This window comes from Bradyrhizobium sp. sBnM-33, from assembly GCF_032917945.1.
GTDB lineage: Bacteria > Pseudomonadota > Alphaproteobacteria > Rhizobiales > Xanthobacteraceae > Bradyrhizobium.
This window is the reverse complement of the sequence record NZ_CP136624.1, coordinates 8,927,572-8,952,697: the sequence shown is the minus strand read 5'-3', so window position 1 is coordinate 8,952,697 and position 25,126 is coordinate 8,927,572. Positions and strand designations below refer to the sequence as shown.

Below are 25,126 nucleotides of genomic sequence, written 5' to 3'. Positions count from 1 at the left end.
AATTTCAAAGCCGCAAGCCAATGCGGCGCGAACAGGGAGGCCTCCGTGAAGAGAGCAACAGCAACCATTGTCGCCGCAGTGCTGGTAATGTCGGCGACGGCGGCGCTGGCGCAGAGCAAGCCGCCGCTCAAGCTCGGCGGCATTCTCGACATGTCGGGGCTCTATGCCGATATCACCGGGCCGGGCTCGGAGACCGCTGCGAAGATGGCGGTGGAAGATTTTGGCGGCGAGGTGCTGGGGCGCAAGGTCGAGATCCTCGCGGCCGATCATCTCAACAAGGCCGACCTTGCCGCCAGCATCGCGCGCGACATGCTCGACAACCAGGGCGTCGAGATGCTGTACGACGTGGCTGCTTCTGCGACGGCGCTCGCCGCCGGCGAGATCGCGAAAGCGCGCAACAAGATCGTGATGTATAGCGGCCCAGCGTCGATCCGGCTGAGCAACGAGGCCTGTGGCCCCTACACTGTGCATTATTCCTACGACACCTTTGCGCAGGCCAACGTCACCGGCCTTGCCACCGTCAAAAGCGGCTTCGAGACCTGGTTCTTTCTCACCGCCGATTATGCGTTTGGCCAGGACCTGGAAAGGGACACCACCAATGTGGTGGTGAAGGCCGGCGGCAAGGTGCTCGGCAGTGTCAAGCATCCGCTCAATACGTCGGACTTCTCCTCGTTCCTGCTGCAGGCGCAGAGCTCGAAGGCAAAGGTCGTGGGCCTCGCCAATGCCGGCGGCGACACCATCAACGCGATCAAGCAGGCGGCGGAATTCGGGCTGACCAGGAGCGGCGGCCAGAAACTTTCGCCGCTGCTTGCTTTCGTCACCGACATCGACAGCGTCGGGCTGCAGACGGCGCAAGGGTTGTTGCTTGCCGAAGCCTTCTATTGGGACCTCAACGACGACACCCGCGCGTTCTCAAAGCGCTTCATGGAGCGCGTCAAGCGGCCGCCGACCGCGGCGCAGGCCAGCGTCTACTCTTCCGTCCTTCACTACCTGAAAGCCGTGAAGGCCGCGGGCACCACGGATGCCGCCGCGGTGATGAAGGTGATGAAGGAGACGCCGGTCAACGACATGTTCGCCAGGAACGGCAAGATCCGCGACGACGGCCGCATGGTGCACGACATGTATCTGTTCGAGGTCAAGAAGCCGTCCGAATCGAAGGCGCGCTGGGATTACTACAAGCTGCTGGCGACGATCCCCGGCAACGAGGCGTTCCAGCCGCTGGAAGCCTCGCGCTGTCCGCTGGTGAAAAAGTAAATTAGAGGCGCTGCTGCCTCCTCGTCATTGCGAGCGAAGCGAAGCAATCCATAGCGCCGCAAGTGGAGAAATGGATTGCTTCGTCGCTTTGCTCCTCGCAATGACGGGGTGAGGCCGGAATTTCACTTCAACCAACAAAAACGAAAGCACCACCCATGAGCGCAAACGAAATGGTCCTCCAAAAATTCGAACAGGGCTTGCTCACCATCACCATGAACCGCCCCGACCGGCGCAATGCACTCAATCCGGACATGACGCGCGGGCTGGTGGAGGCGGCGCGGCGCGCGGCTGATGATCACGAGGTGCGCGCGGTGCTGATCAAGGGCGCAGGCGGTACGTTCTGCGTCGGCGGCGACGTCAAGTCGATGGCGGAAGGCCGGGCGCCACTCGGTTTCGAGGCCAAGATGGCGAATCTGCGCCGTGGCATGGAAGTGTCGCGCATCCTGCACCAGATGCCGAAGCCCGTGGTGGCGCAACTCGATGGCGCCGCCGCCGGCGCCGGCCTTTCGATCGCGCTGTCCTGCGATATGCGCATCGCCAGCGCCTCCTGCAAGATCACCACGGCTTTCGCCAAGGTCGGTTTATCGGGCGATTACGGCGGCACGTATTTCCTGACACAGATGCTCGGCAGCGCCAAGGCACGTGAGCTTTATCTGATGTCGCCGGTGCTGTCGGCGCAGGAGGCCTACAATCTTGGCATGGTGACGAAAGTGGTGCCGGACGCCGAGATTGACGCCGAGGCACACGATCTAGCGATGTCGCTGGCGCAGGGACCGTCGGTGACGCTCGGCTACATCAAACGCAACATCAACAATGCCGAGACGATGTCGCTGGAAGCCTGTTTTGACGCCGAAGCGATCCACCACTCGCGCGCAGGCGATACCGCCGATCACAAGGAAGCGGCGAAGGCGTTTGTCGAAAAGCGCAAGCCCGTGTTTCAGGGCCATTGAGATGGCCGAGTATCTCAGGCTGCGCCAGATATGCCTGGTGGCACCGCATCTGGAGCCGGCGATCTCGGACATCTCCGAAATCATGGGCCTTAACGTCTGTTACCGCGACGGCAATGTCGCCAAGTACGGACTGGAGAACGCACTGCTGCCGGTTGACACCATTTTGCTCGAGGTGGTGGCGCCGACCCAGCCAGGCACCGCGGCGGGACGTTTCCTCGACAAGACCGGCGGCCGCGGCGGCTACATGGCGATCTTCTGCTGCGATGATCCCGACGCGCGCGGCAAGCACGCCAACGCCATCGGCGTGCGGACCGCGAACGTGATCACGCACGCGCCCTATCACGGCGTGCAACTGCACCCGCGCGACTGCCGCGCCGCCTTTATCGAGTTCAATCACACCGACGGCAGCGACGACGTGCTGGGGCCTTATCCGCCAGCGGGACCGGATTGGCAGAAGGCGATTCGCAAGGATGTGACGCTGGCGCTGACGGAAGTCGAGATGCAGAGCCCGGATCCGCTGGGGCTCGCTGAGCACTGGGGGAAGATTTTGGAAGTCCCCGTTGGCAAGGGGGCGGGCGGCGAACCGGTGTTGAAATTGCCCAATGCGAGCTTCCGTTTCGTCAGCGGCGGAAGCGATTTGATGAGCGGGTTGACGTTCAAGCTCGCCAATATGACCAAGGTGCGCGATGCCGCCAAGGCGAGGGGCTGCAAGGTCGCGGGCGACGGGTTCGATCTTTGCGGGGTGACGTTCAAGCTGGTGGCGTGAGCGCGTGTGGCACAATTCATCGTTAGGTGAGCACACAAGTAAGGCTCCCTCCCCCCTTGCGGGGGAGGGTTGGGGGAGGGGTACGCGACATATTCATTCGGAAGAGGCCGCGCGAACTCGTGCCAAGCAATCTGTGCCTGTCACGAAAACCCTTGCAGTCGCTCGCTCGCTATCCATCAGCAGTCGAGCAAGTGGCACCCCTCTCCCTAACCCTCCCCCGCAAGGGGGAGGGAACCCTGCCGCTGGTGTTCTTGGCTGAAGGTCGGGACGCCGCGGTTACCTTCCCTTGAAGTTCGCCACGCGGCGCTCTGCGGTCGCCTTGACGCCTTCCTTGAAATCCTCCGTCGCGCGCAGTTTGGTCTGCTCGGCGAGTTCGTGGTTGGTGGCGGCCATGACGCGGTCGGCGAGGCCGGCGCGCATGGTGGCGCGGGTCGAGATCAGGCCGAGCGGGGAGCATTCGGCGATCTCTGCTGCGAGCTTCATCGCTTCAGCGCGCACCTGATCTTGCGGCACGCAGATATTGGCGAGGCCCATGCGCGTGGCTTCCTCGCCGGTGATGCGGCGGCTGGTATAGAAGATAAGTTCTGCGTTGTTCCTGCCGACCAGTTCGGGAAGCGTTGTAGTCAGGCCAAAACCCGGATGAAAACCGAGTTTGGTAAAGTTGGCGGCGAAGCGTGCCTCTGGGCAGGTGACGCGGAAGTCGGCGGAAACCGCTAGTCCGAGCCCGCCGCCGATGGCCGCGCCGTGGACGGCGGCGACGATTGGCTTCTTATTGCGGAAGATGCGCACGGCCTGCACGTAGAGATGGTTGATCGGCAGATTGGCGGCCGGATCATTCTGCGCGCTCGCTTCCTGCTCCTGCCGCTTCGGATCGGAAAAATCGGCACCGGCGCAGAACGCCTTGCCTTGCGCTGCGAGCACCGAAGCGCGGATTTCGATGTCGTTGTCGAACTCCTCCAGCGCATCCGCGATCTGGTTGATCAGCGAGACGTCGAAGAAGTTCAGCGGGGGTTTTCGGATTTCGATCAGGCCGACATGGCCGTGCTTCTCGACGCCGATATCAGTGTATTTGCTCATGCGGTTTCCTTCTTGAACTAGCGAAGACCAGCCCGCGCGCTAGCGCAGACCAAGCCCGCGGGCGATGATGCCGCGCAGCACTTCGGTGGTACCGCCCTGGATCGTCAGCTTGGGTGCGGTCTTGATGGCGAAGTCGAGCTGCTTTTCCAGCGTCTCGCGGTTGGTGGCTGTCTCCTCGACAAAGGCGGCGAGCTCACGCACGCGATGCGGCAATTGCTGCTCCCAGATGGTGCCGATGTCCTTGACGATAGAGGCCTCGACCACCGGCTCCTTGCCGGCCTGCAGCATGCCCGCGACCGACACCGACATGCGCCGCATGGTGTGCACCTGTGCTACCAAACGGCCGATGCCTTCGGCGCTGCGGATATCCGGGTTATTACCGACGGCACGGACCAGTTCGGTCAGCACGTAATAGGTTTCGAGGAAGCGTTCAGGGCCTGAACGTTCATAGGCGAGCTCGCTCGTCGCCTGTTTCCAGGCGCCGTCGATCTCGCCGAGCACGTGATCGTCGGGAATGAAATGGTCGGTGAACACCACCTCGTTGAATTCATACTGCCCGGTGATCTGGCCGATCGGGTTCACCTGGATGCCCGGCTGCTTCATCTTGACCAGAAACTGCGTCAGGCCGTGGCGGCGGTTCTCTTTCGTCGGCGGTGATGTCCGAAAAATCGCGATCATGTAGTCGGCGATATGGGCCGAGGAGGTCCAGATCTTGGTGCCGTTGATCAGATAGCCGCCGTCTGTTTTTGTTGCACGCGTCTTCGCCGCGAACAGATCGGAGCCGGAATTGGGCTCGCTCATGCCGATCGCAAAGCAGATCTCGCCGCGGCAGATGCGCGGCAGGATCTCCATCTTGATGTGCTCGGGTGCGTATTTCAAAAGCACCGGGCCGCTCTGGCGGTCGGCGACGAAGAAGCGCCGCGTCGGCGCGTTCGCCACGCGCATTTCCTCGGTCACGACATAGCGCTCGAGGAACGAGCGCTCGTGGCCGCCATATTTCTTCGGCCAGGTCATGCCGAGCCAGCCGCGCGCGCCGACCTTCCGGGAGAATTCCGGCACGTCGGTGTCTTCGCGGTTCGGCTGGTGCGGATCGAAGGTGCCGGCGGCGATTTCTTCGGCAAGAAAGGCGCGGACTTCCTTGCGCAACTGCTCGCACTCGGGCGGCAGGCGGATCGGATCGAAACGGAGGGCTGCGGTCATTGTTGTTCTCTATGCAGGCAAATCGAGATGACTCAGCGTGAGGCCACCAGCGGCCACAACTCATCGGCGCCTCTTTGCGCCACGAGCTTGCCGAGTTCGACCGCCCAATAACTGTCGGAGCCGAAATCGTCGCGCCATGCCAGCGCTCGCAGCGAATAGCGGTGCAGGATGTGCTCGATGGTGAAGCCGATCGCGCCGTGCACCTGATGGGCGATCGCGCCGCCCTTCTCCGCCGCTTCCGCGCAGCGGATTTTTGCCGCCACCGCTTCGAGAAAAACTTCATCGTTGAAGGCCGTTGCGTTGGCGATGGCGTCCGCGGCCGAGGTCGCCGCGGCAAGTGCGGCCGCCGACTCCCCGGCGAGCCGCGCCAGATTGTGCTGCACCGCCTGAAATTTCGAAATCTTCTTCTCGAAGGCGACGCGCTCGTTGGAATAGCGCACGGAGATTTCCAGCATCGATTCCAGCGCGCCGGCGATCTGCAGGGATCGCGCGACGCCGCCCATCAGCATCAGCCGGGCCTGGTCAAAACCTTTCGGCGCGGGCTTGATCGCGACCGGCTGCACCTTGTCCAGCGTCACGACATCAGAAGGGTCGCCGCCGAGATTGAGCCCGCTCTCGATCCGGCATTTGCCGGCATCGACCAGTGCGATGGAGAGATCGCCCCTCGCATCGCTGGCGAGCACCGCAAAGTGTTTTGCAACCTTGGCAAACGGCACGCCGCGCGCCCTCCCCGAGAGGGTGCCGTCGGCATTGACGGTAATCCGGTCCCTCGGACTTGCGGGCACTACTGTCATCTCGCCACCTGGCGAAGCGATCTTGGCTTGGGCCAATAGCCAGCCGGCCAGCATGGTCTCCGCAAGCGGCACTGCGACCGCAAAGCGCCCGGCGGCGCTCAAGACGCTGAAACCTTCGGCGAGGCTTGCGCCCGAGCCGCCGCAATCCTCGCTTACCCAGGCGAGCGGCAGGCCGGCGTCGGTCAGCGCCTGCCAGAGCGGGGCTTTCCATTCGTCCTTTTTGTCGCGATTGATGGTTTGGGCGTCGGCAAGATCGGCGAAGATTTTCTCCGCGGTCTCGGCAACGATGTTGTCACTCTCCGCCACAGCGTTCCCCGAAATCGATTGGCACCGGCCTTGGCGCGTCGTGCCAAAGCCCCGGGTGCGGTCTTTTCTTGCGCTTAATGATGGGCAAAAGCCATAGCCGTGACAAGCGCTGTCCGCAGGGCCGCATGAGGCGGCGGCATGAAGATCATCAGGCAGAGAACAATTCCGCACAGTGGAACGTTAGCGGATTTGCACGCACTTTGCGGCACGGTATGGTAAGCCTGCGGGCGACGAACGGGCGGCTCGAAATTTTAATTCAAGAACAACAAAGGGAATGCGGATGTCGAAGGATGGGTTGTGCGCGATTGTCACCGGTTCTGCTTCCGGCTTGGGAGCGGCGACCGCGGCCATTCTGGCAAAAGGCGGCGCGCGCATCGTCGTCAACTATTCCAACAGCAAGGCGGAAGCCGAAGCAACCGCCGACCTCTGCCGCAGCGCCGGCGCCGAAGTCGTGGTCGTGCAGGGCGACGTGTCCCGCGATGAAGACTGCAGGAAGATTGCTGCCGCCGCCGCGCCGTGGGAACGCCTCGACGTGCTCGTCAACAATGCCGGCACCACCAAGCACGTGCCGCATCACGATCTCGACGGGCTTTCGGCCGAGGATTTTCAGCGCATCTACGCCGTCAACACCATCGGCCCGTTCCAGATGATCCGTGCGGCGCGCGGGCTGCTCGAGGCCGGCGCGAAAGCTTCCGGCCTGCCGTCTGCCGTGGTCAACGTGTCTTCGGTCGCCGGCATTTCCGGCGGCGGCTCTTCGGTCGCCTATGCCGCAAGCAAGGGCGCGCTCAACACCATGACGCAATCGCTGGCGCGAGCGCTGGCGCCGCTAATCCGCGTCAACACGGTGTGCCCCGGTTACATCGATACGCCCTGGTTCACCAAGGGCCGCGGCGAGGCCGGCGCGAAAGCGGTGCGCGATGCTGTCGTCGCGAAGGTGCCGCTGAAGGTCGCTTCCACTGCCGAGGATATCGCGCAGCTCGTCTGTTTCCTCGCTTCGCCGGCGTCGAGCAACATGACGGGCGAATATGTGCGGATGGATGCGGGGATGCATCTGGTGTTGTGATCTCGTCATTGCGAGGAGCTCGCGACAAAATTGCAAAGCAATTTTGCGCTGAAGCGACGAAGCAATCCACCTCGCCACTTGCGGCGCTATGGATTGCTTCGCTTCGCTCGCAATGACGGCGGAGAGAGCGCCGCCTTATCGATTCCCCGGATCCGAGATCACGCCGCGCGCCACCAGCCGGTTCCAGATGAACAGCACCACCAGCGCGCCGATGGTGGCGGTGATGAAGCCGGCGCCCTGATCGGGGCTGTAATGGCCGACCGCTTGGCCGACGAAGGTCGCCAAGAACGCGCCGGCGATGCCGAGCACCGTGGTCAGGATGAAGCCGGTCGGGTTGTTCTGCCCCGGCGAAAGGATGCGCGCGATGATGCCGGCGACGAAGCCGACGACGATGATCCAGATGATGCCGCCCATGTCTGTCCCCTTCAATGTGTCGATGGTGAAGCGGCGCGGCACCTCTCGAGCGCCGCGCGTCCCGCGGCGTCAGATCGAAATTTCGTTCTCGTTCGGCAGCCGTCCGTCCGGCGTCAGATGATTGACGACGTCGGGTAAATACTGGCTGAGGCCTTGCAGCAAATCGTCGCGCGACAATCCGCTTTGCGCCGATAGCTGCTCGATGTCGTCGGCGCCGAGCGCGTTGGCGAGATCGCCGGGCGAGACCTGCTTATTGGGACCGTTGCTGACCCAGGAGTCCGCCTGATCGCCAAGGCCGTTCTGTTGCAACTGCTTCAGGAGGTCGCCGAGCCCGCCGCTCAGGATTGTGCCGGCCGCCCCGCCCGCGAGCAGTCCACCCAAGCCGCCTTTGAGCATGTCGCTGAGCCCGCCGCCCATGCCGCCACCGGGCATACCGGCATTCACATTGCCTGGCGCGGGCGCCGGTTGCGGTGCCGAGCCGGTCTGATTGCCGCTGAAATGCTTGATGCCTTTCCAGGCCAGCAGCGCCAGGATCGCCATGGTCAAGGGCGACATTCCGCCGCTCTCGGATTGTGCGCTGGGGCGGCTCGGGCCGCGCGGGCCGTTCATCATGCCGTTGAGTACGTCGAGTAAACCCATGGTTGTCTCCTCCGCGTAGCCCCGCGTGAAACATAACGGTGGCCTATGACGGTTACAAGGCGCGAGCGCGCGCCTGCGATAGGCACAGTCCGCGCGCTCTGCTATTCGAAGTGGGGTGCAGCGCGGTGGGTGACAAATGGTTTCGCGCCAAACGATCGGGATCGCAGGCGCCGGCAGCATTGGCTGCTTCGTCGGCGGCATGCTGGCAGCCGGCGGCCGCCGCGTGGCGCTCTTGGCGCGTCCGCGCGTGATCGCCGAGATCGAAGCCAACGGCCTGCGGCCCACGAGTTTTGAAGGTTTTGACCAGACCATCACGCATGATCGGTTCGCATTGTCGGAAAATTCTTCCGTTCTTGCGGATGCCGGCGTCGTGCTGGTCACCGTCAAGAGCGCGGATACCGCTGCGATGGCCGACGCCATCGCTCGCCACGCGCCGCCCGATGTCGTCGTCGTCAGCCTGCAAAACGGCATCGGCAATGCCGCCGTGCTGCGCCACCGCCTGCCGGGGCGGCGCGTGCTCGGCGGCATGGTGCCGTTCAATGTGATCGCGCTGGGCGAGGGGCGATTTCATCGCGCGACATCGGGCGACATCGTCATCGAGCAGGACGAGGCGAATATCGCCGAGAAGCTATCGGTGCCGGGACTGACGATGCGGCCGACCGGTAACATCGACGGCGTGCAATGGGGCAAGCTGCTGCTCAATCTCAACAACGCGCTCAACGCGCTGGCCGATCTGCCGCTGCGTAAACAACTCAGCTCGCGGCCATGGCGGAAACTGTTCGCTGATCAGCTTGCCGAAGCGCTCGCGGCAATCAAGGCGGAGGGCATCAAGCCGGTCTCGCCGACGCCGATTCCGCCCGCCTGGATGCCGGCCTTGTTGCGCCTGCCGGATCCGATCTTCGACGCGTTGCTAGGGCGGACGATGAAGATCGATCCCGAGGCGCGCTCGTCGATGTGGGAGGATCTGCAGCGCGGCCGCCGCACCGAAATCGATTATCTGCAGGGCGTCATCACCGAAATCGCCGAGCGCCGCGGGTTGAAGGCCCCTCTGTCGCGTCGGATTGTCGAATTGATCCGGCAGGCCGAAAGCACTGGCAAGGGCTCGCCCGGCCTGACGCCGGAGCAGATTCGCCGGTGAATTGATTTGCCTTGAAAGGGCGCCGGTCCGGCACGAGTTTCGTTCAGGTGAGCCGATGGGAGAAGTGACATGAAACGAACGGGCCTCGCGCTGGTGGCGGTTGCCGTCCTAACCTTCTGGGCGTCATGGCTGCCCGCTTATGCCGTGCCGCCGACGGCGACGCCGTCGCCGGGCTATGAAGCGCGGCTGCAGGAGCAGCGGGCGGCGTCGCGGGCTGTTGTCGCGCCGGTTTTCAAGTCGCGCCGCGTCAAGCGGATGCGTGCGCACTGATGCTGATGTCGTCAGTCGTCATGCCCGCCACCCGGTCCGGCCTTCGGCCGGCCGGATGACAGGTTCCGGCGGGCATCCAGTAACCACCGGCGGATTTGGGGAGCAGTGCTGGATCCACGTTAGTTCTGTGGATACTGGATTCCCCGCCTGCGTGGGGAATGACGGGGCAACGTCAGCCCTTCTTCTGCTTGCTCGGCGGCTGCTGCTGTGGATTGAGCAGCCTCTTCAGTTCGTTGATGCTCTCCGAGAGCCGCGGCCATTCACACGAGAATTGGCTCTTGGCGCATTGGGCAGCCTTGATGCGCGCGGCCTGCTTGACCGGGCTCGCCACCGGGATCGGCACTTTTTCGGTTTCGACCGGCGAAGCGACCTGTTCCGTGCGCAGCGAGACCTGTTGTATTCCCTGTGCTGGGGGCGGCTCCGGCTGGTGCTGCTTGGCCGCCAGCGCCGCGGCGATGTGGTTGCGCCGCTCGCGCTCGAGATAGGCCGTATATTGCTCGTCGATCTTCTTCTGCTCTTCCGGCGTCGGGTTGGGACCCGCGATGTCGAACGTCCGATCCTGCATGAAGTCGTAATAGGTGTAGCCGCCGCCGGGCTTGCGGCGGCCGGCGAACTTCGCGTTGCATTCAGCGAGCTTCGCCGTCCTTTCTTCCTTGGTCGTCGCTTTTTCGGCAACGTCGGCGCAGGATTCGAAATCCACCGGCGCACTGCGCCACCATTGCGCGTCCGCTTGTATCGGCGCGAGCACGATCAGCCCGCCGATCGCGGCAAGAACAACGAATGACAATGCACGTGAGGCGATCACGGACGATTTGCTCCGGTCGAATTCTTGGGAACTTTGATTGAGTCGATTGTCATCATTTTGGCAGCGCTGTCACGCCGAAAACGCACGATGTTCCCGCTGGCGTTGTGACCTTATCCCGCGGATGTGACCGATGGAACACAGTGCTTAGGCCATTAGAAATCTTGAGGAAATTCAACGGCAAAGCAGAGCAACACGCACAATGCTGTAGTGATTCTAAGTACACCGTCTGAAGGCGAGCGGATAAGCACGCCACATTGTGGCAAGAATTAGTCAGATCCTCTCGCGCGGGCCAGCGTGCGCGACGCCGTTTCATGGAACGTGGCGCGATAAAGCCTTGCAAATTCACCCATGTGATGGAAGCCGTTGGCTCGGGCGCACGATGTCACGGTGATGGCGTCGGATCCCTTCACGAGCTGCGCGCGCGCCGACCAAAGCTGCTTGAGGCGCAAATAGCGATGCAGGCTCATGCCGCGGACGCTCGCCACCGCCGTGCCCAGCGTTCTGACCGATACGCCGCATTGTTCGGCGAGGTCGGCGCTGTAGATCGCCGAGGCGGCATGAAAGGCGACATACTCGTCGATCATGCGGACGAGCCGGCAATAGCCCCTGCTTGCAATCTTGCCCGCCACTTCCGGCGTTCGGCCGCTGCGGAACATCTCATCGATGGCGAGCAGCAGGTCTTCCTGGAGGGCCAGCGCCGAACGAGGCTGCTGCAACAGTTCCGGCTTGGCGGAAGCCGTCTGCAAAATACCTGTCGTGACGGATCTGACCGTTGCGAGGGCGGCTGGGTCCGGCATAAACGGGCATAGCCGGTCCGGCGTATCGAACCATTCCCGATCCCGCAGGCCGGCGCCAAGGGTGATGATCGCGTGCAGCGATCCACGGGGTTCGACGAACTGCAAATCCACATTGCCGCGCATGCCGACAAAAGCCGGACGATTCACGGACATGCCGTTGACGGCTACGTCGTAGTCGGCCTCGATCTGGAAGATGACGACGCCATGCGCGGCGCGGTAGCTGACATCGACGATACGTGGAAACGAGCGGAGCACCGTGATCTGGCAGCCCGGCAACTGCACCGCCGCGCGCGCGGTATGGAAGTTCGCAGATTCAGCGGGACGCTGCGCGCATCCGCGACGAATTCGACCGGCCGAAAGGCATCGATATCGGAAAACCGGAGATCGAGAGTGCCGGCGAGGGAGCAAGCTTCTGGAACAGCATGGTAAGAGAACTGGCGGCGTGAATCTTCGCTAGCAGCGTCGGCGGGTTTGGTTAAGGCCGCATTAAGAAGTGTGGCCGAGGCGAAGATTTCGACAGCACTGACATGACGTGCGGGGCCCGAGGCGAGCCGCCCCCGGACCCATCCAAATCCATTATACCTGCTCAAGCGGAATGCTAATTGTTTTGCCGCAACCCCGGCGATCATGTGGCGGCTAATCTGGAGCCGTCGTGCCGCGCGGACCAGAGCCGCAGGAGGAAACAGTTTCTATGACCATCGCCATCACCATGACGAGCGTGCCAAAGCCCGCGCCTGACCTGATCGAAGCATTCAGGAACGCGCCGACCTCGATCATCAGCGATAACCTTGCCCGGCTGCCGGGCGCCGTGGGTCTGCGGCCGTTTCATCGCGCCGGCCGGCTGGTCGGAGCTGCTTTCACGGTGCGCACGCGGCCCGGCGACAACCTTGCGATCCACCGGGCGCTGGAACTGGTCGGGCCCGGCGACGTGATCGTGGTTGATGGCGGCGGTGACGAGACGCGGGCGCTGGTCGGCGAGATCATGAAGAACATCGCCGAGTATCGCGGCGCGGCAGGCTATGTGATCGACGGCGCGATCCGCGACGTCGCGGCCTTCGCTGCCGCCGATTTTCCCTGCTTTGCCCGCGCGGCGATCCACCGCGGCCCCTACAAGAGCGGGCCCGGCGAGATCAACGTGCCGGTTTCGATCGGCGGCTCGGTGATTTCTCCAGGTGACATCGTGGTGGGCGACGGGGACGGTGTGGTGTCGTTTCCTGCTGCTGTGGCCGCCAGCTTGCTCGAGGCGGTCCGCGCCCAGATCGCGCGCGAGGAAGACACGCTCACCGCGATCCGCGAAGGCCGCTACCAGGGCAGCTACGGCAAGTCTTGATAGGTGCGACAGCACGCTGAAGGAGGAGCGATGACTCAGAGGGACGAATTTCACAATCTCGATAACCCGGATGACGGCCTGTTTCGCGAACTCGCCGCCGGCGTCACCACACGCATCTTTTCCGGCGAGCACGCCATGCTGTCGGTAGTGACGCTGGCGCCGCATTCGCAAGGCACGCTGCATCATCACCCCGAAGAACAATGGGGCGTGCTGCTCGAGGGATCGGCGATCCGCGTTCAGGGCGGTGAGGAAATTCCGGTCAAAAAGGGCGATTTCTGGCGGACGCCCGGCAACGTGCCGCACACCATGCGGGCTGGACCGGAAGGTGCGCGTGTGCTTGACATCTTCAGTCCGCCGCGCCCCGAATACAAAAAGGCCGGGTCTGGCTTCGGCACCTGAGACAAGCCTGCGAACAAAAACAAAAAATCGCGGGCGATAACGGGAGGAGGGTTCTGGTGAAGATCACAAGACGCAACTTGCTTGCGGCGACGGCCGCGTTTGCGGTGACGCCGGCGCTGTCGCAGCCAGCCAAGAACATGACGCTGGTGGTGCCGTTCCCGCCGGGCGGGTCGACCGATGCGCTGGCGCGGCTATTGCAGTCTCATCTGCAGACCAAGCTCGGCCGGACCGTGCTGGTGGAGAACAAATCCGGCGCGGCCGGCTCGCTCGGCGCCGTGCAGGTCGCCAAGAGCGCGCCTGACGGTGCGACGTTTCTGGTGACGTTCGACTCGCACGCGGTCATCCCATCGATCCTCGAAAAGCCGGGGCTGGATGTCGAGAAGGATCTGGTGCCGGTGTTCCTGGTCGGCACCGCGCCTTACGTCCTCGCCGCGAACGCGGAGCGGCCATATAAGACGTTCGCGGACGTGGTCGCGGCGTGCAAGGCAAATCCCGGCGCGGTGAAATACGCCTCGGTCGGTATCGGCACGCTCGGCCATCTCGCGATGACGGTGCTCGGCAAAAAGGCCGGCGTGGAGATCACGCATGTGCCCTACCGCGGCGGCGGTCCGGCCATGAACGACGTGCTCGGCGGCCATGTCGATATGATCATCGGGTCGGCGGCGCTGATCACGGCGCAACTCGGCACCAACAGGCTGCGGCCGATCCTGCAGATGGGCCGCGAGCGGATGCCCGTGCTGAAGGATACGCAGACCGCGATCGAAGCGGGCTTTCCCGATTTCGAGACGCTGGCCTGGTGGGGCGTTTTCGCGCCGAAGGGAACGCCGGAAGATGCCGTCGCCGGCATGGCAAAATCGGTGAAGGAGATTCTGAGCGAGCCGGCGGTAGCGGCGCAGTTGCGCGAGACGCAGCAGATGACGCTCCTGCTCGCCGACGGCAAGGATTTCGCTACCTTCTTCGCCAAGCAGGTGAGCATCTGGGGACAGGTGGTCCGCGAGAACAATATCAAGGCGTAGCTGCAAAGCGCCGGCACCGTATCCGCTCATGAAAAAGGCCCCACCAAGGTGGGGCCTTCATCATCAGGCGTCGGGCGCCTTAGTTGTAGTCTGAATATTTGAACTGCGGCATCGCCTTGAGCTGCTCCTTGGTGCCGCTCATCACGGCGTGATCGGGCATCCAGTCGTTCGCATCGCCGCTGCGTGTTGTCGTGGCGCCCGTGGCTGCGCCCGTCGTGGTCTCGCGCTGCGTGCCTGTAGTGTCGCGCGTGGTCGCTCCGGGCGCCGTCGCGCTGGTGCGGACCGGCTCCTCGACGAATTTGATCTTGTCCATGGAAACGGCGATGTCGTGCTCGCCCATGCCTAGGAAGCCGCCGACGCCGATGACTACAGCGTTGACCTTGCCCTCCTTATCCAGGATCAGCTCGTTGATTTCGCCGAGCTTTTCATTGCCGTCATTATAGACATCGAGGCCCATGAGCTTGGACGCGCGCCAGTTCCCCTTGAGCATCATTTTTTCCTGTGAGCCGGCCGTGGCGGCGGGGCCGGGGGGCTGAGCCGTCTGCGCGGTCTGCGCATAGGCGGGAGCACTGAAGACTGCGGCGCTCAAAAGAGCCGCGGCTAGGAGTTTCTGCATTTGGTCCTCCTCGGAAAGTGGACGTGTTTCCCTAGAACAGAACGCATGCGCGAACGTTCCACGGCATTCGGGGGAAGTTTCGGAATGACTTGAGGATGCGGCGCAGGCCACAGACGGGGCCGCTTGTGCTGCAGTAACGCTAACCCCGTTCCCGGCGTGAGCGCTCTCGTGTCCCCTGATCTCTGTCCGAACTCGCTAAACTCCAGCGTGGAGGTCGGGTTTCTTTGACTGTGTCGCTCCCCGACCACGTGCGACAGGTCGAATCAGCCGTATGTTGAAGGGGTATGGCCGCAAACAAGGTAACGGCGGTACACGGGGCAGAAAAGCCGCAACTGGAGCCGTCGGTGGACGGCTCCTTTTTGGTTTTCGATCGGCGCGGGATCCCTTGGCGGGCCCAAAGGGTCGGCCCGGAGGGGCTGGCGATGCCACGTCTGCTTTGCTATGAACCCTCCCAAGCACCTGCCTTGCCATGCGGGTCCGCGGTCCCGTAGCTCAGCCGGATAGAGCGACGGTTTCCTAAACCGTAGGTCGGAAGTTCGAGTCTTCCCGGGATCGCCAGCACGCCAAGTCCACAACGCAGCCGTCCGCGGGGCGAACCGGCGCATGACGGACATTGTCACCATCACTCTAAATCCGGCGGTCGATCTCTCGACCGCGGTCGACAAGATCATGCCGGTAGCAAAACTGCGCGGCAAGTCGCAGCGTCGCGATCCCGGCGGCGGCGGAATCAACGTCGACGCGCGACGAAGTCTGCGGGCGCCGCCGATCCCGATCACGCCGCGGAGCGCGCTTGCAGCCGGCGACAGCTTTCTGGCGGCCTTGGTCTGGCGGCTCGCTTCAGATGATTCCGCGCAGACTCTTTTCGCCTCGCGGTCGCTGCCGGCGCCGCGGCCCTGCTCCATCCCGGCACGGAATTATGCCGGCCGGACGACGTCGCGCGCCTCGCCGGTCAAGTGACGATCGAAACGGCGTGACTGATCACGCTGGCCGATATCGGAACCAGCCCTTCATCTTGAGGCCGTCGCGCATTCTGAGGCCGAGCAGCGTGATGTTCGCCGCCCCCGCAGCGAGTTCGAGCGCCTGTACCGCATAGAAGCCGCTATCGAATTCGCCGGCCCTTGCCTTCGCGAGGTACAGCGCGGAGGGTATCAGGATCAAAATGCCGTTGGCCGCTATCAGCGGCATGCGCCTGATCTTTGCACCGATCGCTCCGCCGCGGCGCTTGCCCGCCAAGACGAAGCCCGAGCCTCCCGCCGCCATCAGCGCCGGGATCAGCAACAGAAAGCCCCACGGTATCGCCATCTTGACGGCGGCAATGGTCGCCGGGGACGCGAACATTTCGCTGAGCGCGGTCGAGAGCCAGAAACTTGCAATCGTAACGATCGCGGCCGCGCCGGCCACTGGATGAACGATCTTGACCATGGCTTTCATGCTTCTTTTGGCTCGCTCAGGCTATGCAACGCAGATGCCTGGCACCGCGACCTTCTGGAACAGGTGCGGGGAAGCGACGGCCGAGGGCGGATAGGCGGAGAGTTTTGCCCTGAACTCCGGATGCGTGAACGCGGCCCGGAAGTCGGCGGTGGATTCCCAGACCGCGCAGTTCAGATAGGTTGGACTTTCACCGATCGCGCGGTGAAGCTGGGTCGAGATAAATCCGGGCTGCCGCTTCATGAATGCGGCGTCGTCCTGCCAGACTTTCAGGAAGGCCTGCTCGTCGGTCTTGTCGAGCGTGAAGACGTTGACCAGCACGACCGAGGTGGCTTCGATTGCGATCTGGCGATCGATCGGAAAAGCGGGATCAAGCGGGCGCATGAGGGACATGGCGGCTCCTGTTCGATATGGATATATGTTACCAACTTGGTACGATAGAGACATATATGATTGACATTGTAATGTCAATATAGTTTTATGGTGACGAATGCGCGCGACCAAACGAACCCCGGCCGGCGATGCCTTGACCGAGTTCATCCTTGACCTGTTCAGGCTCAACGGCCTGCTATTGACGGCGGGGGACCGGCTGGTGGCGCGGCTCGGGCTGACAAGTGCCCGCTGGCAGATCCTCGGCGCGATCGTTGCCGCCGAACGGCCGCAGCCGGTAGCGTGGCTCGCACGCGACCTCGGCGCCGCTCGCCAGAACGTGCAACGGATCGTCAACGACCTGCAGCGGGATGGGCTCGTTGCGTTCGAGACCAACCCGCATCACCGGCGGGCGCAACTCGTTGTCCTGACGGATAAGGGGAGGCAGACTTACGATGCGGCCATGCGCCTGCAGAAACCTTGGGTCGACGGTCTGTCGGAGGGCCTTTCAGTCAACCAGATAGAAGCTGCCCACCGCGTCATCGCGGCGCTGCGACAGAAACTGGATGGCGACGATGAACTGCAAGCGTGAATAGCGCTCGCTTCAGTGACCTTCTACACGCCCTTTTCGAGCAACGCCTTGAAATCGGCCCGCGCCCGCTGCGCTTCGCGCCTGGCGGTTTCCGAGGCCTCGCCGAGGCCGAAATAGCCGTGGATCAGGCCAAGGCCGTCGTAATAGCGGGTCGGCACGCCGGCAGCCTTGAGCGCCTCAGCATAGGCCTTGCCTTCGTCGCGCAAGGGATCGAACCATGCGGTGCAGACGATCGCCGGCGCCACGCCTGCAAGATTCTTGGCGCGGAGCGGCGAGACGCGCCAGTCGGTGCCGTGTGTTTTGTCTTCGAGGTAATGGCCGCAAAACCATTCCATGGTGGCGCGGGTGAGGAAATAGCCTTCTGCGTTCTCGCTGCGCGAGGGGAAGCGGGCGTTTTCCGTCGCGTCCGCGAAACTTCCGGCAACGTCGGTGACGGGATAGACCAGTAATTGCGCGGCCAATCTGATGCCGGCGTCGCGGCAGGCGATCGCGGTGGTGGCCGCCAGATTGCCGCCAGCGCTGTCGCCGGCGACGCCGACGCGCGCGGCATCGCCGCCGAATTCGGCGATGCGGGCGATGACGTCCTGTGTGGCCGTGAAGGCATCCTCGAAGGCGCCGGGAAAACGCACCTCGGGCGGGCGGCGGTAATCGACCGAGATGATGACGGCGCCTGTGTCGATCGCGAGCCAGCGCGCCTGCCGGTCATGGGTTTCGAGATCGCCTGCAACCCAGCCGCCGCCGTGAAAGAACACGATCGTCGGCGATTTTTCGTTCCAGTTCCGGTAGACCCGCGCGGCAAGGAAGCCGGCCGCGCCCTTCACCTTGACGTCTTCCGTGCTCATCACCGGAGGCGGCGGAACGGCCGCGCGCGAGGCCGCCAGCGCGCGGAGCGCATCGCGGGCGCTCTGCGGCGTCATCGTTGCGGGATCGCGCAGCGGCAACAGCGGAATGATCTGGGCGACGACGGGATCAAGCGGCGGAATCATGCGACGGCCACCTCGTGCGGAACGGGACGGCAGCATAGGTAACGGGCGCGGCCGCCGCAATCGCGCCGTTTTCCAGGGCAGACCGGGCCCGCTTTCTTCAATTGATAATGATTCCTTCAAGCCGATTTGCGGCCGGCGTCGATAGAATGCGGTCCGTTTACTTCTGGTTATCCCTAACCGAGCGCGCGCGGGGAACGGCCGGGCGCGCCGATCATTACTCCTTCCAGAGGGAGCGGTGCGATGGATCAAATTGCCGGAATGGATCGGGCGCTCGACGAAATGCTGGTGCAGCTCGGCGGGATGGTGCTGAAACTGTCCAGCCCGGAAGTGACGCGGACCGCCGACGAGCGGCGTGCACTGGCGTGCTCAGTCAACCAATATTCGCTATGCGCAGCGCGCTCAGGTGATCCGCGCGTGCACCAGCTCAAGGCCGAGCTTGAGGAAACAATTAAGCCGCATTTGCGGCTGGTGGCCAGCCGTTAAGGCCAGCCCCTCGACTCCGGCCGTTGCGAGGCCGGCGCAGATGACAACAGCCCGGGCGAAGCCCGGCCGCGACGGCGTTCGAATGACTGGGCTCAACGACTCAGAGCGTCTTGAGGTATTCGATCAGCGCCTTTCGATCGTCCGCCGATAGCTCCGGCCCAATGACGCCCTTGATTTCCTTGTTCTTGTCGTAGTCCTTCCGGAATTCGTGGCCCCTATTCGAGTTGCCGCGAATCGAGGTGTCGAATTCGAAACCGCCAGTGATCGGATCGGTCTTGTAGCCGAGCTTCACGGGATCATATTCGCGGCTGCCGAGATAGAATTTCTTCGGCCGCTTTTCTGGATCGCCCAAGAGATCGTCGATGGTCGGCACCGAGCCGTTGTGCAGATAGGGCGGTGTCGCCCATACGCCGTTCAGCGGGCGAACCTTGTAGGCCAGCTCGCCCCGCAATTCGTTCGGCATATAGCCATCCATTCGCTTGCGCTCCGCGGCGCTGGCCGGCGGCTTCTGCTGGTCGAAGATGGTGTTGACGGTCTTCTCGACCAGTTCGCCCAGCGCGAACGCAAAGCTGTTGCTCTTGAGGCCGAGATGCTCGGGAACCGCGACCGTGCGCGCCATCATGTCTGCCGCCTGCGCCGGATCGGTCCCGATATGCGAGATCGGAACGTTCTCGACCTTGAGGATCGCCTCGCCAGCCTCGTTCCTGGTCCACCAGTCCTTGTTGTTGAAATCGTAGAACGCCTCGCTCGTCACCGGCGGCCGGTGGCACTCCTGGCAATGGGTCTTGTAGAGTTCGGCGCCTTTGTCGGCCAGCTTCTGGTCGATTGGCGGTAGGATGTCGCCCGGCCATTTAGGAGATTTCAGGCCTGAGAATCCGTCCTTCGCGTTCGGTGGCTTCTTGCCCTTGATCATCTGCTCTATTTCGTCGAGCGACTTCAGGTCGACGCTCGATTTGTACAGACCCTTTGACGGTTCGGTCAGGTTGAGCTCCGCCGATACGCCAAGCGCCTCGCCGGCGTTGCGCACCATCGGCTGCATGATGGAGCCGTTGTACTGCACCCAGTCGAACCACGGCGTGTTCCAGATCCTGGGAAAATGCACCGGCGCGGAGGAGCCGGCATAATTTTCCGGCTTCTTCAGGCCGATCGAAAACACCTGGTTGCCGATCCGGTTCAGCGCATCGAGCCGCCCGTATCCTTCCACGATGCTCTGCGAGGCGACGCGCTCTTCCAGATTTTTGACTTGCTTGTATTGGGCAAGGACCTGGTCGAGCTGGTTCTTCAGCGTCTCGCGGTCGTCGACGGTGGAGTCCGGACCAAGGATGCGCTCGGCGAAGCGGCTGAATCGGCCAGGCCAGATCCGCGTCAGCAGAAGCGAGATGCCCATACCCTGCTTCATCGCGAAGAGATTGGTGAGCGCCGGTCCGCCGTCGATGACGACAGCAGTGTCCTTGTAGGTGAAGCTGCCGGTGTGGCAGGCCGCGCAGGTCAGGCCGACGCCGGTCATGTCCTGCTTGTTGCGCGGATTCCTCCACGGCGCGCCGGTCGGGTCCAGCATCGGACCGCCTTGCGCGAAGCCGATCGGAAGCGCCTTCTTGCCGGGGATGATGGTATCGGCAATGAAGCCGTAGCGATCGAGATAGGCGGGGTCGCTGAACAGGCCGACCTCAGTGAACAACAGCCACGGTATCGTCGGCTGCTCCAGCGCCGTGAACCATTCGTAGGGAAAGCCGAAGGTCCGCGTTCCCTGATCGGCATGATAGAACCAGCTCAGTTTTTCCTTGGCGATGCCCTGATCCAGCCAGACGGTTTTCTTCGGCGTGGGATGCTCCACGATCTTGACGTGAAAATCCTGCCAGAGTTTGGCGATGTCATCCTTGAAGGTAGCGTAGCCGATACCGACGATCGCCAGCGCGACCACAATTTTTGCAATCCTTTTGCCCCGCATGGCCTGCCCTTCCCAAAACCCGCGCTGCAAGCGCGCAATATCCGTCTGTTATCAAAAAACGCCGCAAGGCGAATCACCCTCGGCGTGCGATTGAATATGATGCCACGTTATAGTGGCGCCCCAGGACTGTCCATAAACCCAAATGCTTTGTGGCCGCGGGATGCGGTCCTCGGCCGGTCATCTTGCCGGGCGTTTTCCAGTATAAAGTCTCCATCATGCAGAAGAGTGTTGGACAGATCACATGACGGCAGAAGCGGCGGAACGCTTTCGAGTTGAGATCGGCTCCGATCAGGCGGTTTCCGGCCTATTGGTGCAGCCGCCGCAGGCGCGCGCGGGTTACGTGTTTGCGCACGGGGCGGGTGCGGGCATGACACACAAGTCGATGGAGACGGTTGCCACAGGCCTTGCCGAGCGCGGCATTGCGTCGCTGCGCTATCAGTTTCCCTATATGGAGAAAGGCGGTAAGCGGCCCGATCCGCCCGCGGTCGCACACGCAACGGTGCGAGCGGCTGTGGCGGAAGCCGGACGGCGCTTTCCCTCGCTGCCGCTGATCGCGGGCGGCCGATCGTTCGGCGGGCGGATGAGCTCGCAGGCGCAGGCCGCGTCGCCGCTGCCTGGCATTCGCGGGCTCGCCTTTCTCGGCTTTCCGTTGCACCCGGCCGGAAAGCCCTCCAACGACCGCGCCAAGCACCTTTCGGATGTCGAAATCCCGATGCTGTTCCTGCAGGGCACGCGCGACGCGCTGGCGGAATTGAGCCTGCTCGAGCCCGTCGTCAAAAGCCTGGGATTGCGCGCGACGCTGCATTTACTTGATGGTGCCGATCATTCCTTTCACGTGTTGAAGAGTTCGGGGAGGAATGACCGCGCGGTGATGGACGAGGCGCTGGACGCGTTCGCGGCATGGGTCGGCGGCATCGTTGGCTAAGCTCTCCGCTGTCGTCCCTGCGAACGGATGCGTTCCAGGGACGACGGATGATAGAGTTGCGCCGCCCGCCATCCCGGCTACGATGCATCCATGACAAAGATACTGATCGTCAATCCGAACACGACTGCCTCGATGACCGAAACGATCGGCGCTGCCGCGCGTGTGGTCGCGGCGGCGGGCACCGAAATATCCGCTGTCACGTCATCGATGGGGCCGGTCTCGATCGAAGGCTACTACGACGAGGCGTTCGCCGTGCCCGGGCTGATCCAGGCGCTGATGAATGCGCCGGATGCTGACGCTGGCATCATTGCCTGTTTCGACGACACCGGGCTCGACGCGGCCCGAACCGCCGCACCTTTCCCGGTGGTCGGCATCTGCGAGGCGGCGCTGGTAACTGCCGGCCAAATCGCAAAACGCATCGCGATCGTCACCACGCTGCCGCGCTCGATCGTGCCGCTCGAAGAACTGGTGCGCCGCTATGGCTTTGCGGAGCGGGTGCAGGTCACCGCTTGCGACGTCGCGGTGCTCGATCTTGAAAAGCCGGGCTCAGGCGCGGAAGCGAAGCTTGAGGCCGAGATTTCCCGCGCGCTCGACAGGGGCGTGGAGGCGATTGTGCTCGGTTGCGCAGGCATGGCCGATCTCGCGCAAAAACTGTCGCGGACATTCGGCGTGCCGGTTGTCGACGGTGTGGCGGCAGCGGTGAAGCAGGCCGAAGCGCTGGCCGGCCTGAAGCTGACGACGTCCCGTCGCGGTTCCTACGCCTCGCCGGGCTTGAAAGCTTACACCGGGTTGCTGGAGCCGTTCGCGCCGAAAACCTCACGCTGACGCTGGCGCGCCGTAGATCTTGTCGCGCAGCCGGCGCATGCCGGCGAGCCAGCGATCGCGGTTGGAGGCCTTGCGCTGCATGTATTCGGCGACCTGCGGGTGCGACAGGATAAGAAAGCGTTCTTCCGCCATCGCCTCGATCACCATGCGCGCCACTTCCGGCGGCTGCAACACGCCGTCGACCCTTGCGGCGCTCGGGCCCGGCGTCGTCATGCCGGTTTGCACCGATTGCGGGCAGAGCACGGAGACGCGGATGCCGCGGTCGCCATATTGAATGGCGAGGTGCTCGGCGAGCGCCACCGCGGCGTTCTTGGTCACGCCGTACGGCATCGAGTTCAGCGACGCCAGCAGGCCCGCCGCGGACGCGGTGTTGAGGAGATAGCCGGAGCCGCGCGCGAGCATGCCCGGCACCAGCGCGCGCGCCGCGAACACATGGCTCATGACATGGACGCGCCAGCTCACCTCCCAGTCGGCATCGGAGGCGGTCTCCTGACCCTTGCGCGACAGCCCGGCGTTGGAAAAGAACACGTCGACCGGGCCATATTTGCCTTCGGCCGCGGCGATCAGCGCCTTGATGTCTTCCTCCAGTCCGACGTCGGCCGTGATCGGCAGCCCGTCGATGTCGCCCGCGACCTTGGCAAGCTTCTCGCGCGACGTTTTGAGGTCGGCGACGACGACGCCACGCGCGCCGGCTTCCGCATAGGCGCGCGCCACCGCCTCGCCGATGCCGCTCGCGGCTCCCGTGACGACGCAGACCTTGTCTTTGACATGCATGATGCAGCTTCCCTTGCTAGTCCTCAGGTCTTGTAGAGCCCCCTGTCGCGCGCCTGCCGGATCGCCAGCGCGGCCGTCATGTCGAGCATCGGTGTCGAAAGTCCGGCGGCGCGGGCGAAGGCGGCGGGCGCCCGCACCAGCACGTCGATCTCCATGGCGCGGCCGAGCTCGTAATCCTGCAGGATCGACGGCTTGTGGTCCGGCGCGGGGCCGGATCGCGTCACGCGCTTGACTTGCGGAAAGCAACTTTGCGCCACGCTGTTGGCCTCGTCGAGCAGGCGCGGCACGATGCCGGCGAGATCAGGATCGTCACGAACGGCGCGCGCGGTTTGCCCGGTCAGCAGACACAGCACCGACATCGACATGTTGGTCAGGAGTTTGGACCAGATCGTTTCCCTGATCTGCGTGACCTCGGGCGAGTCGATCGAAGCGTCATTCAGCGCGGCGCGCAGCTTTGCGACCCGATCGCCTTGACGGTCGTCGCACTCGCCGATCAGGAGCCGGTTGCGCTCCGGCGACAGGTTCGCGACCACGCCCGGCGCGACGACTTCATTCGATGAAAACACCACGCCGCCGACGATGCGCTCTCTCGGGATCGCCGCGCGCAGGCGTCCGCCGGGATCGAGGAAGGCTAAATCCGGCACCGGCGGATGGCTTGGCGAAAGCCCGATATCGTACCACCAGGGAATGCCGTTCTGCGCGAACACCACGGCAGTGTCGTCGCCGAGCAGCGGCTGCAGCCCGGCGGCGAGGCTGGCGAGGCCTGTCGCCTTTAGCGTGCAGATGACAACGTCCTGCCGGCCCAGCGCGGCGGGATCGCTGAATGCGCTGACCTTCGCCTTGAACTCGCCATCTCCAACCCGCAGCGTCAGCCCGTTGTTTTTCACGGCATCCAGATGCGCGCCTCGCATCACGCAGGAAACGTCATGTCCTGCCAGTGCGAGACGTACCGCAAAATGGCTGCCAACGGCGCCCGCACCGAAAACGCAAATCCGCATGGATGGAAAATCCTGCTGAAGCGAACCCTTGAAAGGGCAGTTTCCACAAGCGGGCGACGCTGTGCAACCGGCGATGCGATTTGCATCACTGCCATGGCCAAAAGGGATGGATCAACTTCCGCCGTCTCGGCATAGTGTTCCACAACGAACAAGGATACAAAGGGCCGCCGAATGAGTGCCAATCCGGTTTTATGGGATCTCGATGCGCGCGGTGTCGCCACCGTCACGCTCAATCGCCCCGAGGTGAACAACGCCTATGATGGCGGACTGATCGGTGGCGTGCTCGCGGCGATGGACGACCTCGGCAAGAAGCAAAACCTTCGCGTCGTCGTGCTGAAGGGCAATGGCAAGCATTTCCAGGCCGGCGCCGACCTGAAATGGATCAACGGCGTTCGGCCGAAATCGGCCGCGGAGAACGAAGCGGTATCGCGCGCGACGTTCGAAGCCGTGCAGCGGTTGAACACGCTGCCGATCCCGACGGTGGCGCTGGTGCAGGGCGGCTGTTTCGGCGGCGGCACCGGCGTGATCTCGGCGTGCGACGTGGTGATCGCCGCCGACGATGCGCTGTTCTCGATCACCGAAGTGCGCTGGGGCCTGACCGCCGCGATCATCATCCCGCAACTCTGCGATGCCATCGGCGTCCGCCAGGTCCGTCGCTACGCGCTGACCGGCGAGCGGTTCGGCGCGGAAGAGGCCCGCCGCATCGGCTTGGTGCATGAGGTGGTGCCGCTGGCCGAATTGGAGATGGCAGGCGCCAAGGTTGTCGAGCAACTGCTCGCCAATGGTCCCGAAGCAATGGCGGAAACCAAGCGGCTGGCAATGGAGAGTTCATTCGGCGGCATGAGTGTCGACGACGAGGCTTACACGCGGCTGGTGAAAATGCATTCGGCGCGACGGCAGACGGCGGAGGCGTCGGAGGGGCTGGCGTCGTTTGCAGAGAAGCGGGCGGCGAATTGGAGGTAGG

General features: G+C 63.5%; 28 protein-coding genes, 1 tRNA gene and 1 pseudogene. 16 read left to right on the top strand and 14 right to left on the bottom strand.

Annotated features, from left to right (window positions below):
* Positions 1-87: 87 nt before the first annotated feature.
* From RX328_RS42170 to RX328_RS42160, 3 genes are all read left to right on the top strand, one after another.
* Positions 88-1,254, top strand: a complete 1,167-nt coding sequence (locus tag RX328_RS42170; protein WP_249726324.1) for an ABC transporter substrate-binding protein — start codon at positions 88-90, stop codon at positions 1,252-1,254.
* A 155-nt stretch (positions 1,255-1,409) separates the two neighbouring features.
* Complete coding sequence (locus tag RX328_RS42165; protein ID WP_213251277.1) at positions 1,410-2,204, top strand: enoyl-CoA hydratase; 795 nt, start codon at positions 1,410-1,412, stop codon at positions 2,202-2,204.
* Between the two features lies 1 nt (position 2,205).
* Positions 2,206-2,970, top strand: coding sequence for a hypothetical protein (locus tag RX328_RS42160; protein ID WP_213251276.1), 765 nt, complete (start codon positions 2,206-2,208; stop codon positions 2,968-2,970).
* A gap of 276 nt (positions 2,971-3,246) precedes the next feature.
* On the opposite strand, the gene RX328_RS42155 is transcribed toward RX328_RS42160, so the two are convergent.
* Genes RX328_RS42155 through RX328_RS42145 form a run of 3 tightly spaced genes read right to left on the bottom strand, consistent with a single transcriptional unit; the run spans position 3,247 to position 6,347 of the window.
* On the bottom strand, positions 3,247-4,047 hold the full coding sequence (locus RX328_RS42155) for an enoyl-CoA hydratase/isomerase family protein (protein WP_213251275.1): 801 nt from the start codon (positions 4,045-4,047) through the stop codon (positions 3,247-3,249).
* A gap of 39 nt (positions 4,048-4,086) precedes the next feature.
* Complete coding sequence (locus RX328_RS42150; RefSeq protein ID WP_213251274.1) at positions 4,087-5,247, bottom strand: acyl-CoA dehydrogenase family protein; 1,161 nt, start codon at positions 5,245-5,247, stop codon at positions 4,087-4,089.
* 32 nt (positions 5,248-5,279) lie between these two features.
* Positions 5,280-6,347, bottom strand: coding sequence for an acyl-CoA dehydrogenase family protein (locus RX328_RS42145; protein ID WP_213251273.1), 1,068 nt, complete (start codon positions 6,345-6,347; stop codon positions 5,280-5,282).
* 280 nt (positions 6,348-6,627) lie between these two features.
* Here RX328_RS42145 and RX328_RS42140 point away from each other — a divergent pair, with 280 nt between their 5' ends.
* Positions 6,628-7,410 carry an SDR family NAD(P)-dependent oxidoreductase gene (locus tag RX328_RS42140; RefSeq protein WP_213251272.1) on the top strand — a complete coding sequence of 261 codons (783 nt, stop codon included), beginning with the start codon at positions 6,628-6,630 and terminating at the stop codon, positions 7,408-7,410.
* Between the two features lie 135 nt (positions 7,411-7,545).
* On the opposite strand, the gene RX328_RS42135 is transcribed toward RX328_RS42140, so the two are convergent.
* Both RX328_RS42135 and RX328_RS42130 read right to left on the bottom strand, forming a co-directional pair.
* On the bottom strand, positions 7,546-7,824 hold the full coding sequence (locus tag RX328_RS42135) for a GlsB/YeaQ/YmgE family stress response membrane protein (RefSeq protein WP_213251271.1): 279 nt from the start codon (positions 7,822-7,824) through the stop codon (positions 7,546-7,548).
* Between the two features lie 69 nt (positions 7,825-7,893).
* Positions 7,894-8,463, bottom strand: a complete 570-nt coding sequence (locus tag RX328_RS42130) for a YidB family protein (protein WP_213251270.1) — start codon at positions 8,461-8,463, stop codon at positions 7,894-7,896.
* A gap of 136 nt (positions 8,464-8,599) precedes the next feature.
* Between RX328_RS42130 and RX328_RS42125 the strand changes: the two genes are divergently transcribed.
* Positions 8,600-9,601: a 2-dehydropantoate 2-reductase gene (locus RX328_RS42125; protein ID WP_213251269.1), complete on the top strand. Its 1,002-nt coding sequence runs from the start codon at positions 8,600-8,602 to the stop codon at positions 9,599-9,601.
* Positions 9,602-9,670: 69 nt separating this feature from the next.
* A complete protein-coding gene (locus tag RX328_RS42120) occupies positions 9,671-9,871 on the top strand; it encodes a hypothetical protein (protein WP_213251268.1) in 201 nt (66 codons plus the stop codon).
* A gap of 172 nt (positions 9,872-10,043) precedes the next feature.
* On the opposite strand, the gene RX328_RS42115 is transcribed toward RX328_RS42120, so the two are convergent.
* Both RX328_RS42115 and RX328_RS42110 read right to left on the bottom strand, forming a co-directional pair.
* A complete protein-coding gene (locus tag RX328_RS42115) occupies positions 10,044-10,676 on the bottom strand; it encodes a hypothetical protein (protein WP_213251267.1) in 633 nt (210 codons plus the stop codon).
* A 266-nt stretch (positions 10,677-10,942) separates the two neighbouring features.
* Entirely contained in the window at positions 10,943-11,749 is an 807-nt protein-coding gene (locus RX328_RS42110) for a helix-turn-helix domain-containing protein (RefSeq protein ID WP_249726322.1), read from the bottom strand.
* Between the two features lie 415 nt (positions 11,750-12,164).
* Here RX328_RS42110 and RX328_RS42105 point away from each other — a divergent pair, with 415 nt between their 5' ends.
* Genes RX328_RS42105 through RX328_RS42095 form a run of 3 tightly spaced genes read left to right on the top strand, consistent with a single transcriptional unit; the run spans position 12,165 to position 14,218 of the window.
* Complete coding sequence (locus RX328_RS42105) at positions 12,165-12,803, top strand: RraA family protein (protein WP_213251266.1); 639 nt, start codon at positions 12,165-12,167, stop codon at positions 12,801-12,803.
* A 30-nt stretch (positions 12,804-12,833) separates the two neighbouring features.
* The gene (locus tag RX328_RS42100) at positions 12,834-13,202 is read left to right on the top strand and encodes a cupin domain-containing protein (RefSeq protein ID WP_213251265.1); all 369 of its coding nucleotides are present in this window, start codon (positions 12,834-12,836) and stop codon (positions 13,200-13,202) included.
* A 56-nt stretch (positions 13,203-13,258) separates the two neighbouring features.
* Positions 13,259-14,218, top strand: a complete 960-nt coding sequence (locus tag RX328_RS42095) for a Bug family tripartite tricarboxylate transporter substrate binding protein (protein ID WP_213251264.1) — start codon at positions 13,259-13,261, stop codon at positions 14,216-14,218.
* Between the two features lie 79 nt (positions 14,219-14,297).
* On the opposite strand, the gene RX328_RS42090 is transcribed toward RX328_RS42095, so the two are convergent.
* Positions 14,298-14,834: a PRC-barrel domain-containing protein gene (locus RX328_RS42090; protein WP_213251263.1), complete on the bottom strand. Its 537-nt coding sequence runs from the start codon at positions 14,832-14,834 to the stop codon at positions 14,298-14,300.
* 481 nt (positions 14,835-15,315) lie between these two features.
* On the opposite strand from RX328_RS42090, the gene RX328_RS42085 reads away from it, so the two are divergent.
* Together RX328_RS42085 and RX328_RS44030 are read left to right on the top strand one after the other, a co-directional pair.
* Positions 15,316-15,392 (top strand) — tRNA-Arg (locus RX328_RS42085).
* A 45-nt stretch (positions 15,393-15,437) separates the two neighbouring features.
* Positions 15,438-15,569 (top strand): annotated as a pseudogene (locus RX328_RS44030) (1-phosphofructokinase family hexose kinase); the annotation flags it as partial.
* A gap of 243 nt (positions 15,570-15,812) precedes the next feature.
* On the opposite strand, the gene RX328_RS42075 reads toward RX328_RS44030, so the two are convergent.
* Together RX328_RS42075 and RX328_RS42070 are read right to left on the bottom strand one after the other, a co-directional pair.
* Positions 15,813-16,256 carry a hypothetical protein gene (locus tag RX328_RS42075; protein WP_213251262.1) on the bottom strand — a complete coding sequence of 148 codons (444 nt, stop codon included), beginning with the start codon at positions 16,254-16,256 and terminating at the stop codon, positions 15,813-15,815.
* 30 nt (positions 16,257-16,286) lie between these two features.
* Positions 16,287-16,655, bottom strand: a complete 369-nt coding sequence (locus RX328_RS42070; RefSeq protein WP_213251261.1) for an antibiotic biosynthesis monooxygenase family protein — start codon at positions 16,653-16,655, stop codon at positions 16,287-16,289.
* 97 nt (positions 16,656-16,752) lie between these two features.
* On the opposite strand from RX328_RS42070, the gene RX328_RS42065 reads away from it, so the two are divergent.
* Positions 16,753-17,223 (top strand): MarR family winged helix-turn-helix transcriptional regulator, encoded by a 471-nt coding sequence (locus RX328_RS42065; RefSeq protein ID WP_213251260.1) that lies wholly within the window; start codon positions 16,753-16,755, stop codon positions 17,221-17,223.
* Positions 17,224-17,246: 23 nt separating this feature from the next.
* Here RX328_RS42065 and RX328_RS42060 read toward each other — a convergent pair whose 3' ends face one another.
* A complete protein-coding gene (locus RX328_RS42060) occupies positions 17,247-18,209 on the bottom strand; it encodes an alpha/beta hydrolase (protein WP_213251259.1) in 963 nt (320 codons plus the stop codon).
* 240 nt (positions 18,210-18,449) lie between these two features.
* Here RX328_RS42060 and RX328_RS42055 point away from each other — a divergent pair, with 240 nt between their 5' ends.
* Positions 18,450-18,692: a hypothetical protein gene (locus RX328_RS42055; RefSeq protein WP_213251258.1), complete on the top strand. Its 243-nt coding sequence runs from the start codon at positions 18,450-18,452 to the stop codon at positions 18,690-18,692.
* Between the two features lie 100 nt (positions 18,693-18,792).
* Here the strand turns inward: RX328_RS42055 and RX328_RS42050 are convergent, their stop codons facing one another.
* The gene (locus RX328_RS42050) at positions 18,793-20,640 is read right to left on the bottom strand and encodes a di-heme-cytochrome C peroxidase (RefSeq protein ID WP_249726308.1); all 1,848 of its coding nucleotides are present in this window, start codon (positions 20,638-20,640) and stop codon (positions 18,793-18,795) included.
* 241 nt (positions 20,641-20,881) lie between these two features.
* Between RX328_RS42050 and RX328_RS42045 the strand changes: the two genes are divergently transcribed.
* Positions 20,882-21,565, top strand: coding sequence for an alpha/beta family hydrolase (locus tag RX328_RS42045; RefSeq protein WP_213251257.1), 684 nt, complete (start codon positions 20,882-20,884; stop codon positions 21,563-21,565).
* Between the two features lie 90 nt (positions 21,566-21,655).
* Positions 21,656-22,390, top strand: a complete 735-nt coding sequence (locus tag RX328_RS42040; protein ID WP_213251256.1) for an aspartate/glutamate racemase family protein — start codon at positions 21,656-21,658, stop codon at positions 22,388-22,390.
* On the opposite strand, the gene RX328_RS42035 is transcribed toward RX328_RS42040, so the two are convergent.
* Positions 22,382-23,164: an SDR family oxidoreductase gene (locus tag RX328_RS42035; RefSeq protein ID WP_213251255.1), complete on the bottom strand. Its 783-nt coding sequence runs from the start codon at positions 23,162-23,164 to the stop codon at positions 22,382-22,384. The two genes, RX328_RS42040 and RX328_RS42035, sit on opposite strands and share 9 nt — an antisense overlap.
* Positions 23,165-23,187: 23 nt before the next feature.
* On the bottom strand, positions 23,188-24,162 hold the full coding sequence (locus tag RX328_RS42030) for a ketopantoate reductase family protein (RefSeq protein WP_213251254.1): 975 nt from the start codon (positions 24,160-24,162) through the stop codon (positions 23,188-23,190).
* 171 nt (positions 24,163-24,333) lie between these two features.
* Here RX328_RS42030 and RX328_RS42025 point away from each other — a divergent pair, with 171 nt between their 5' ends.
* Complete coding sequence (locus RX328_RS42025) at positions 24,334-25,125, top strand: enoyl-CoA hydratase-related protein (RefSeq protein WP_213251253.1); 792 nt, start codon at positions 24,334-24,336, stop codon at positions 25,123-25,125.
* Position 25,126: the final 1 nt, after the last annotated feature.

Coding starts and splice junctions, on each gene's coding strand:
- RX328_RS42170 (WP_249726324.1), top strand. CDS start 88: ATGTCGGCGACGGCGGCGCTGGCGCAGAGCAAGCCGCCGCTCAAGCTC.
- RX328_RS42165 (WP_213251277.1), top strand. CDS start 1,410: ATGAGCGCAAACGAAATGGTCCTCCAAAAATTCGAACAGGGCTTGCTC.
- RX328_RS42160 (WP_213251276.1), top strand. CDS start 2,206: ATGGCCGAGTATCTCAGGCTGCGCCAGATATGCCTGGTGGCACCGCAT.
- RX328_RS42155 (WP_213251275.1), bottom strand. CDS start 4,047: ATGAGCAAATACACTGATATCGGCGTCGAGAAGCACGGCCATGTCGGC.
- RX328_RS42150 (WP_213251274.1), bottom strand. CDS start 5,247: ATGACCGCAGCCCTCCGTTTCGATCCGATCCGCCTGCCGCCCGAGTGC.
- RX328_RS42140 (WP_213251272.1), top strand. CDS start 6,628: ATGTCGAAGGATGGGTTGTGCGCGATTGTCACCGGTTCTGCTTCCGGC.
- RX328_RS42135 (WP_213251271.1), bottom strand. CDS start 7,824: ATGGGCGGCATCATCTGGATCATCGTCGTCGGCTTCGTCGCCGGCATC.
- RX328_RS42130 (WP_213251270.1), bottom strand. CDS start 8,463: ATGGGTTTACTCGACGTACTCAACGGCATGATGAACGGCCCGCGCGGC.
- RX328_RS42125 (WP_213251269.1), top strand. CDS start 8,600: ATGGTTTCGCGCCAAACGATCGGGATCGCAGGCGCCGGCAGCATTGGC.
- RX328_RS42120 (WP_213251268.1), top strand. CDS start 9,671: ATGAAACGAACGGGCCTCGCGCTGGTGGCGGTTGCCGTCCTAACCTTC.
- RX328_RS42105 (WP_213251266.1), top strand. CDS start 12,165: ATGACCATCGCCATCACCATGACGAGCGTGCCAAAGCCCGCGCCTGAC.
- RX328_RS42100 (WP_213251265.1), top strand. CDS start 12,834: ATGACTCAGAGGGACGAATTTCACAATCTCGATAACCCGGATGACGGC.
- RX328_RS42090 (WP_213251263.1), bottom strand. CDS start 14,834: ATGCAGAAACTCCTAGCCGCGGCTCTTTTGAGCGCCGCAGTCTTCAGT.
- RX328_RS42075 (WP_213251262.1), bottom strand. CDS start 16,256: ATGGTCAAGATCGTTCATCCAGTGGCCGGCGCGGCCGCGATCGTTACG.
- RX328_RS42070 (WP_213251261.1), bottom strand. CDS start 16,655: ATGTCCCTCATGCGCCCGCTTGATCCCGCTTTTCCGATCGATCGCCAG.
- RX328_RS42065 (WP_213251260.1), top strand. CDS start 16,753: ATGCGCGCGACCAAACGAACCCCGGCCGGCGATGCCTTGACCGAGTTC.
- RX328_RS42060 (WP_213251259.1), bottom strand. CDS start 18,209: ATGATTCCGCCGCTTGATCCCGTCGTCGCCCAGATCATTCCGCTGTTG.
- RX328_RS42055 (WP_213251258.1), top strand. CDS start 18,450: ATGGATCAAATTGCCGGAATGGATCGGGCGCTCGACGAAATGCTGGTG.
- RX328_RS42050 (WP_249726308.1), bottom strand. CDS start 20,640: ATGCGGGGCAAAAGGATTGCAAAAATTGTGGTCGCGCTGGCGATCGTC.
- RX328_RS42045 (WP_213251257.1), top strand. CDS start 20,882: ATGACGGCAGAAGCGGCGGAACGCTTTCGAGTTGAGATCGGCTCCGAT.
- RX328_RS42040 (WP_213251256.1), top strand. CDS start 21,656: ATGACAAAGATACTGATCGTCAATCCGAACACGACTGCCTCGATGACC.
- RX328_RS42035 (WP_213251255.1), bottom strand. CDS start 23,164: ATGCATGTCAAAGACAAGGTCTGCGTCGTCACGGGAGCCGCGAGCGGC.
- RX328_RS42030 (WP_213251254.1), bottom strand. CDS start 24,162: ATGCGGATTTGCGTTTTCGGTGCGGGCGCCGTTGGCAGCCATTTTGCG.
- RX328_RS42025 (WP_213251253.1), top strand. CDS start 24,334: ATGAGTGCCAATCCGGTTTTATGGGATCTCGATGCGCGCGGTGTCGCC.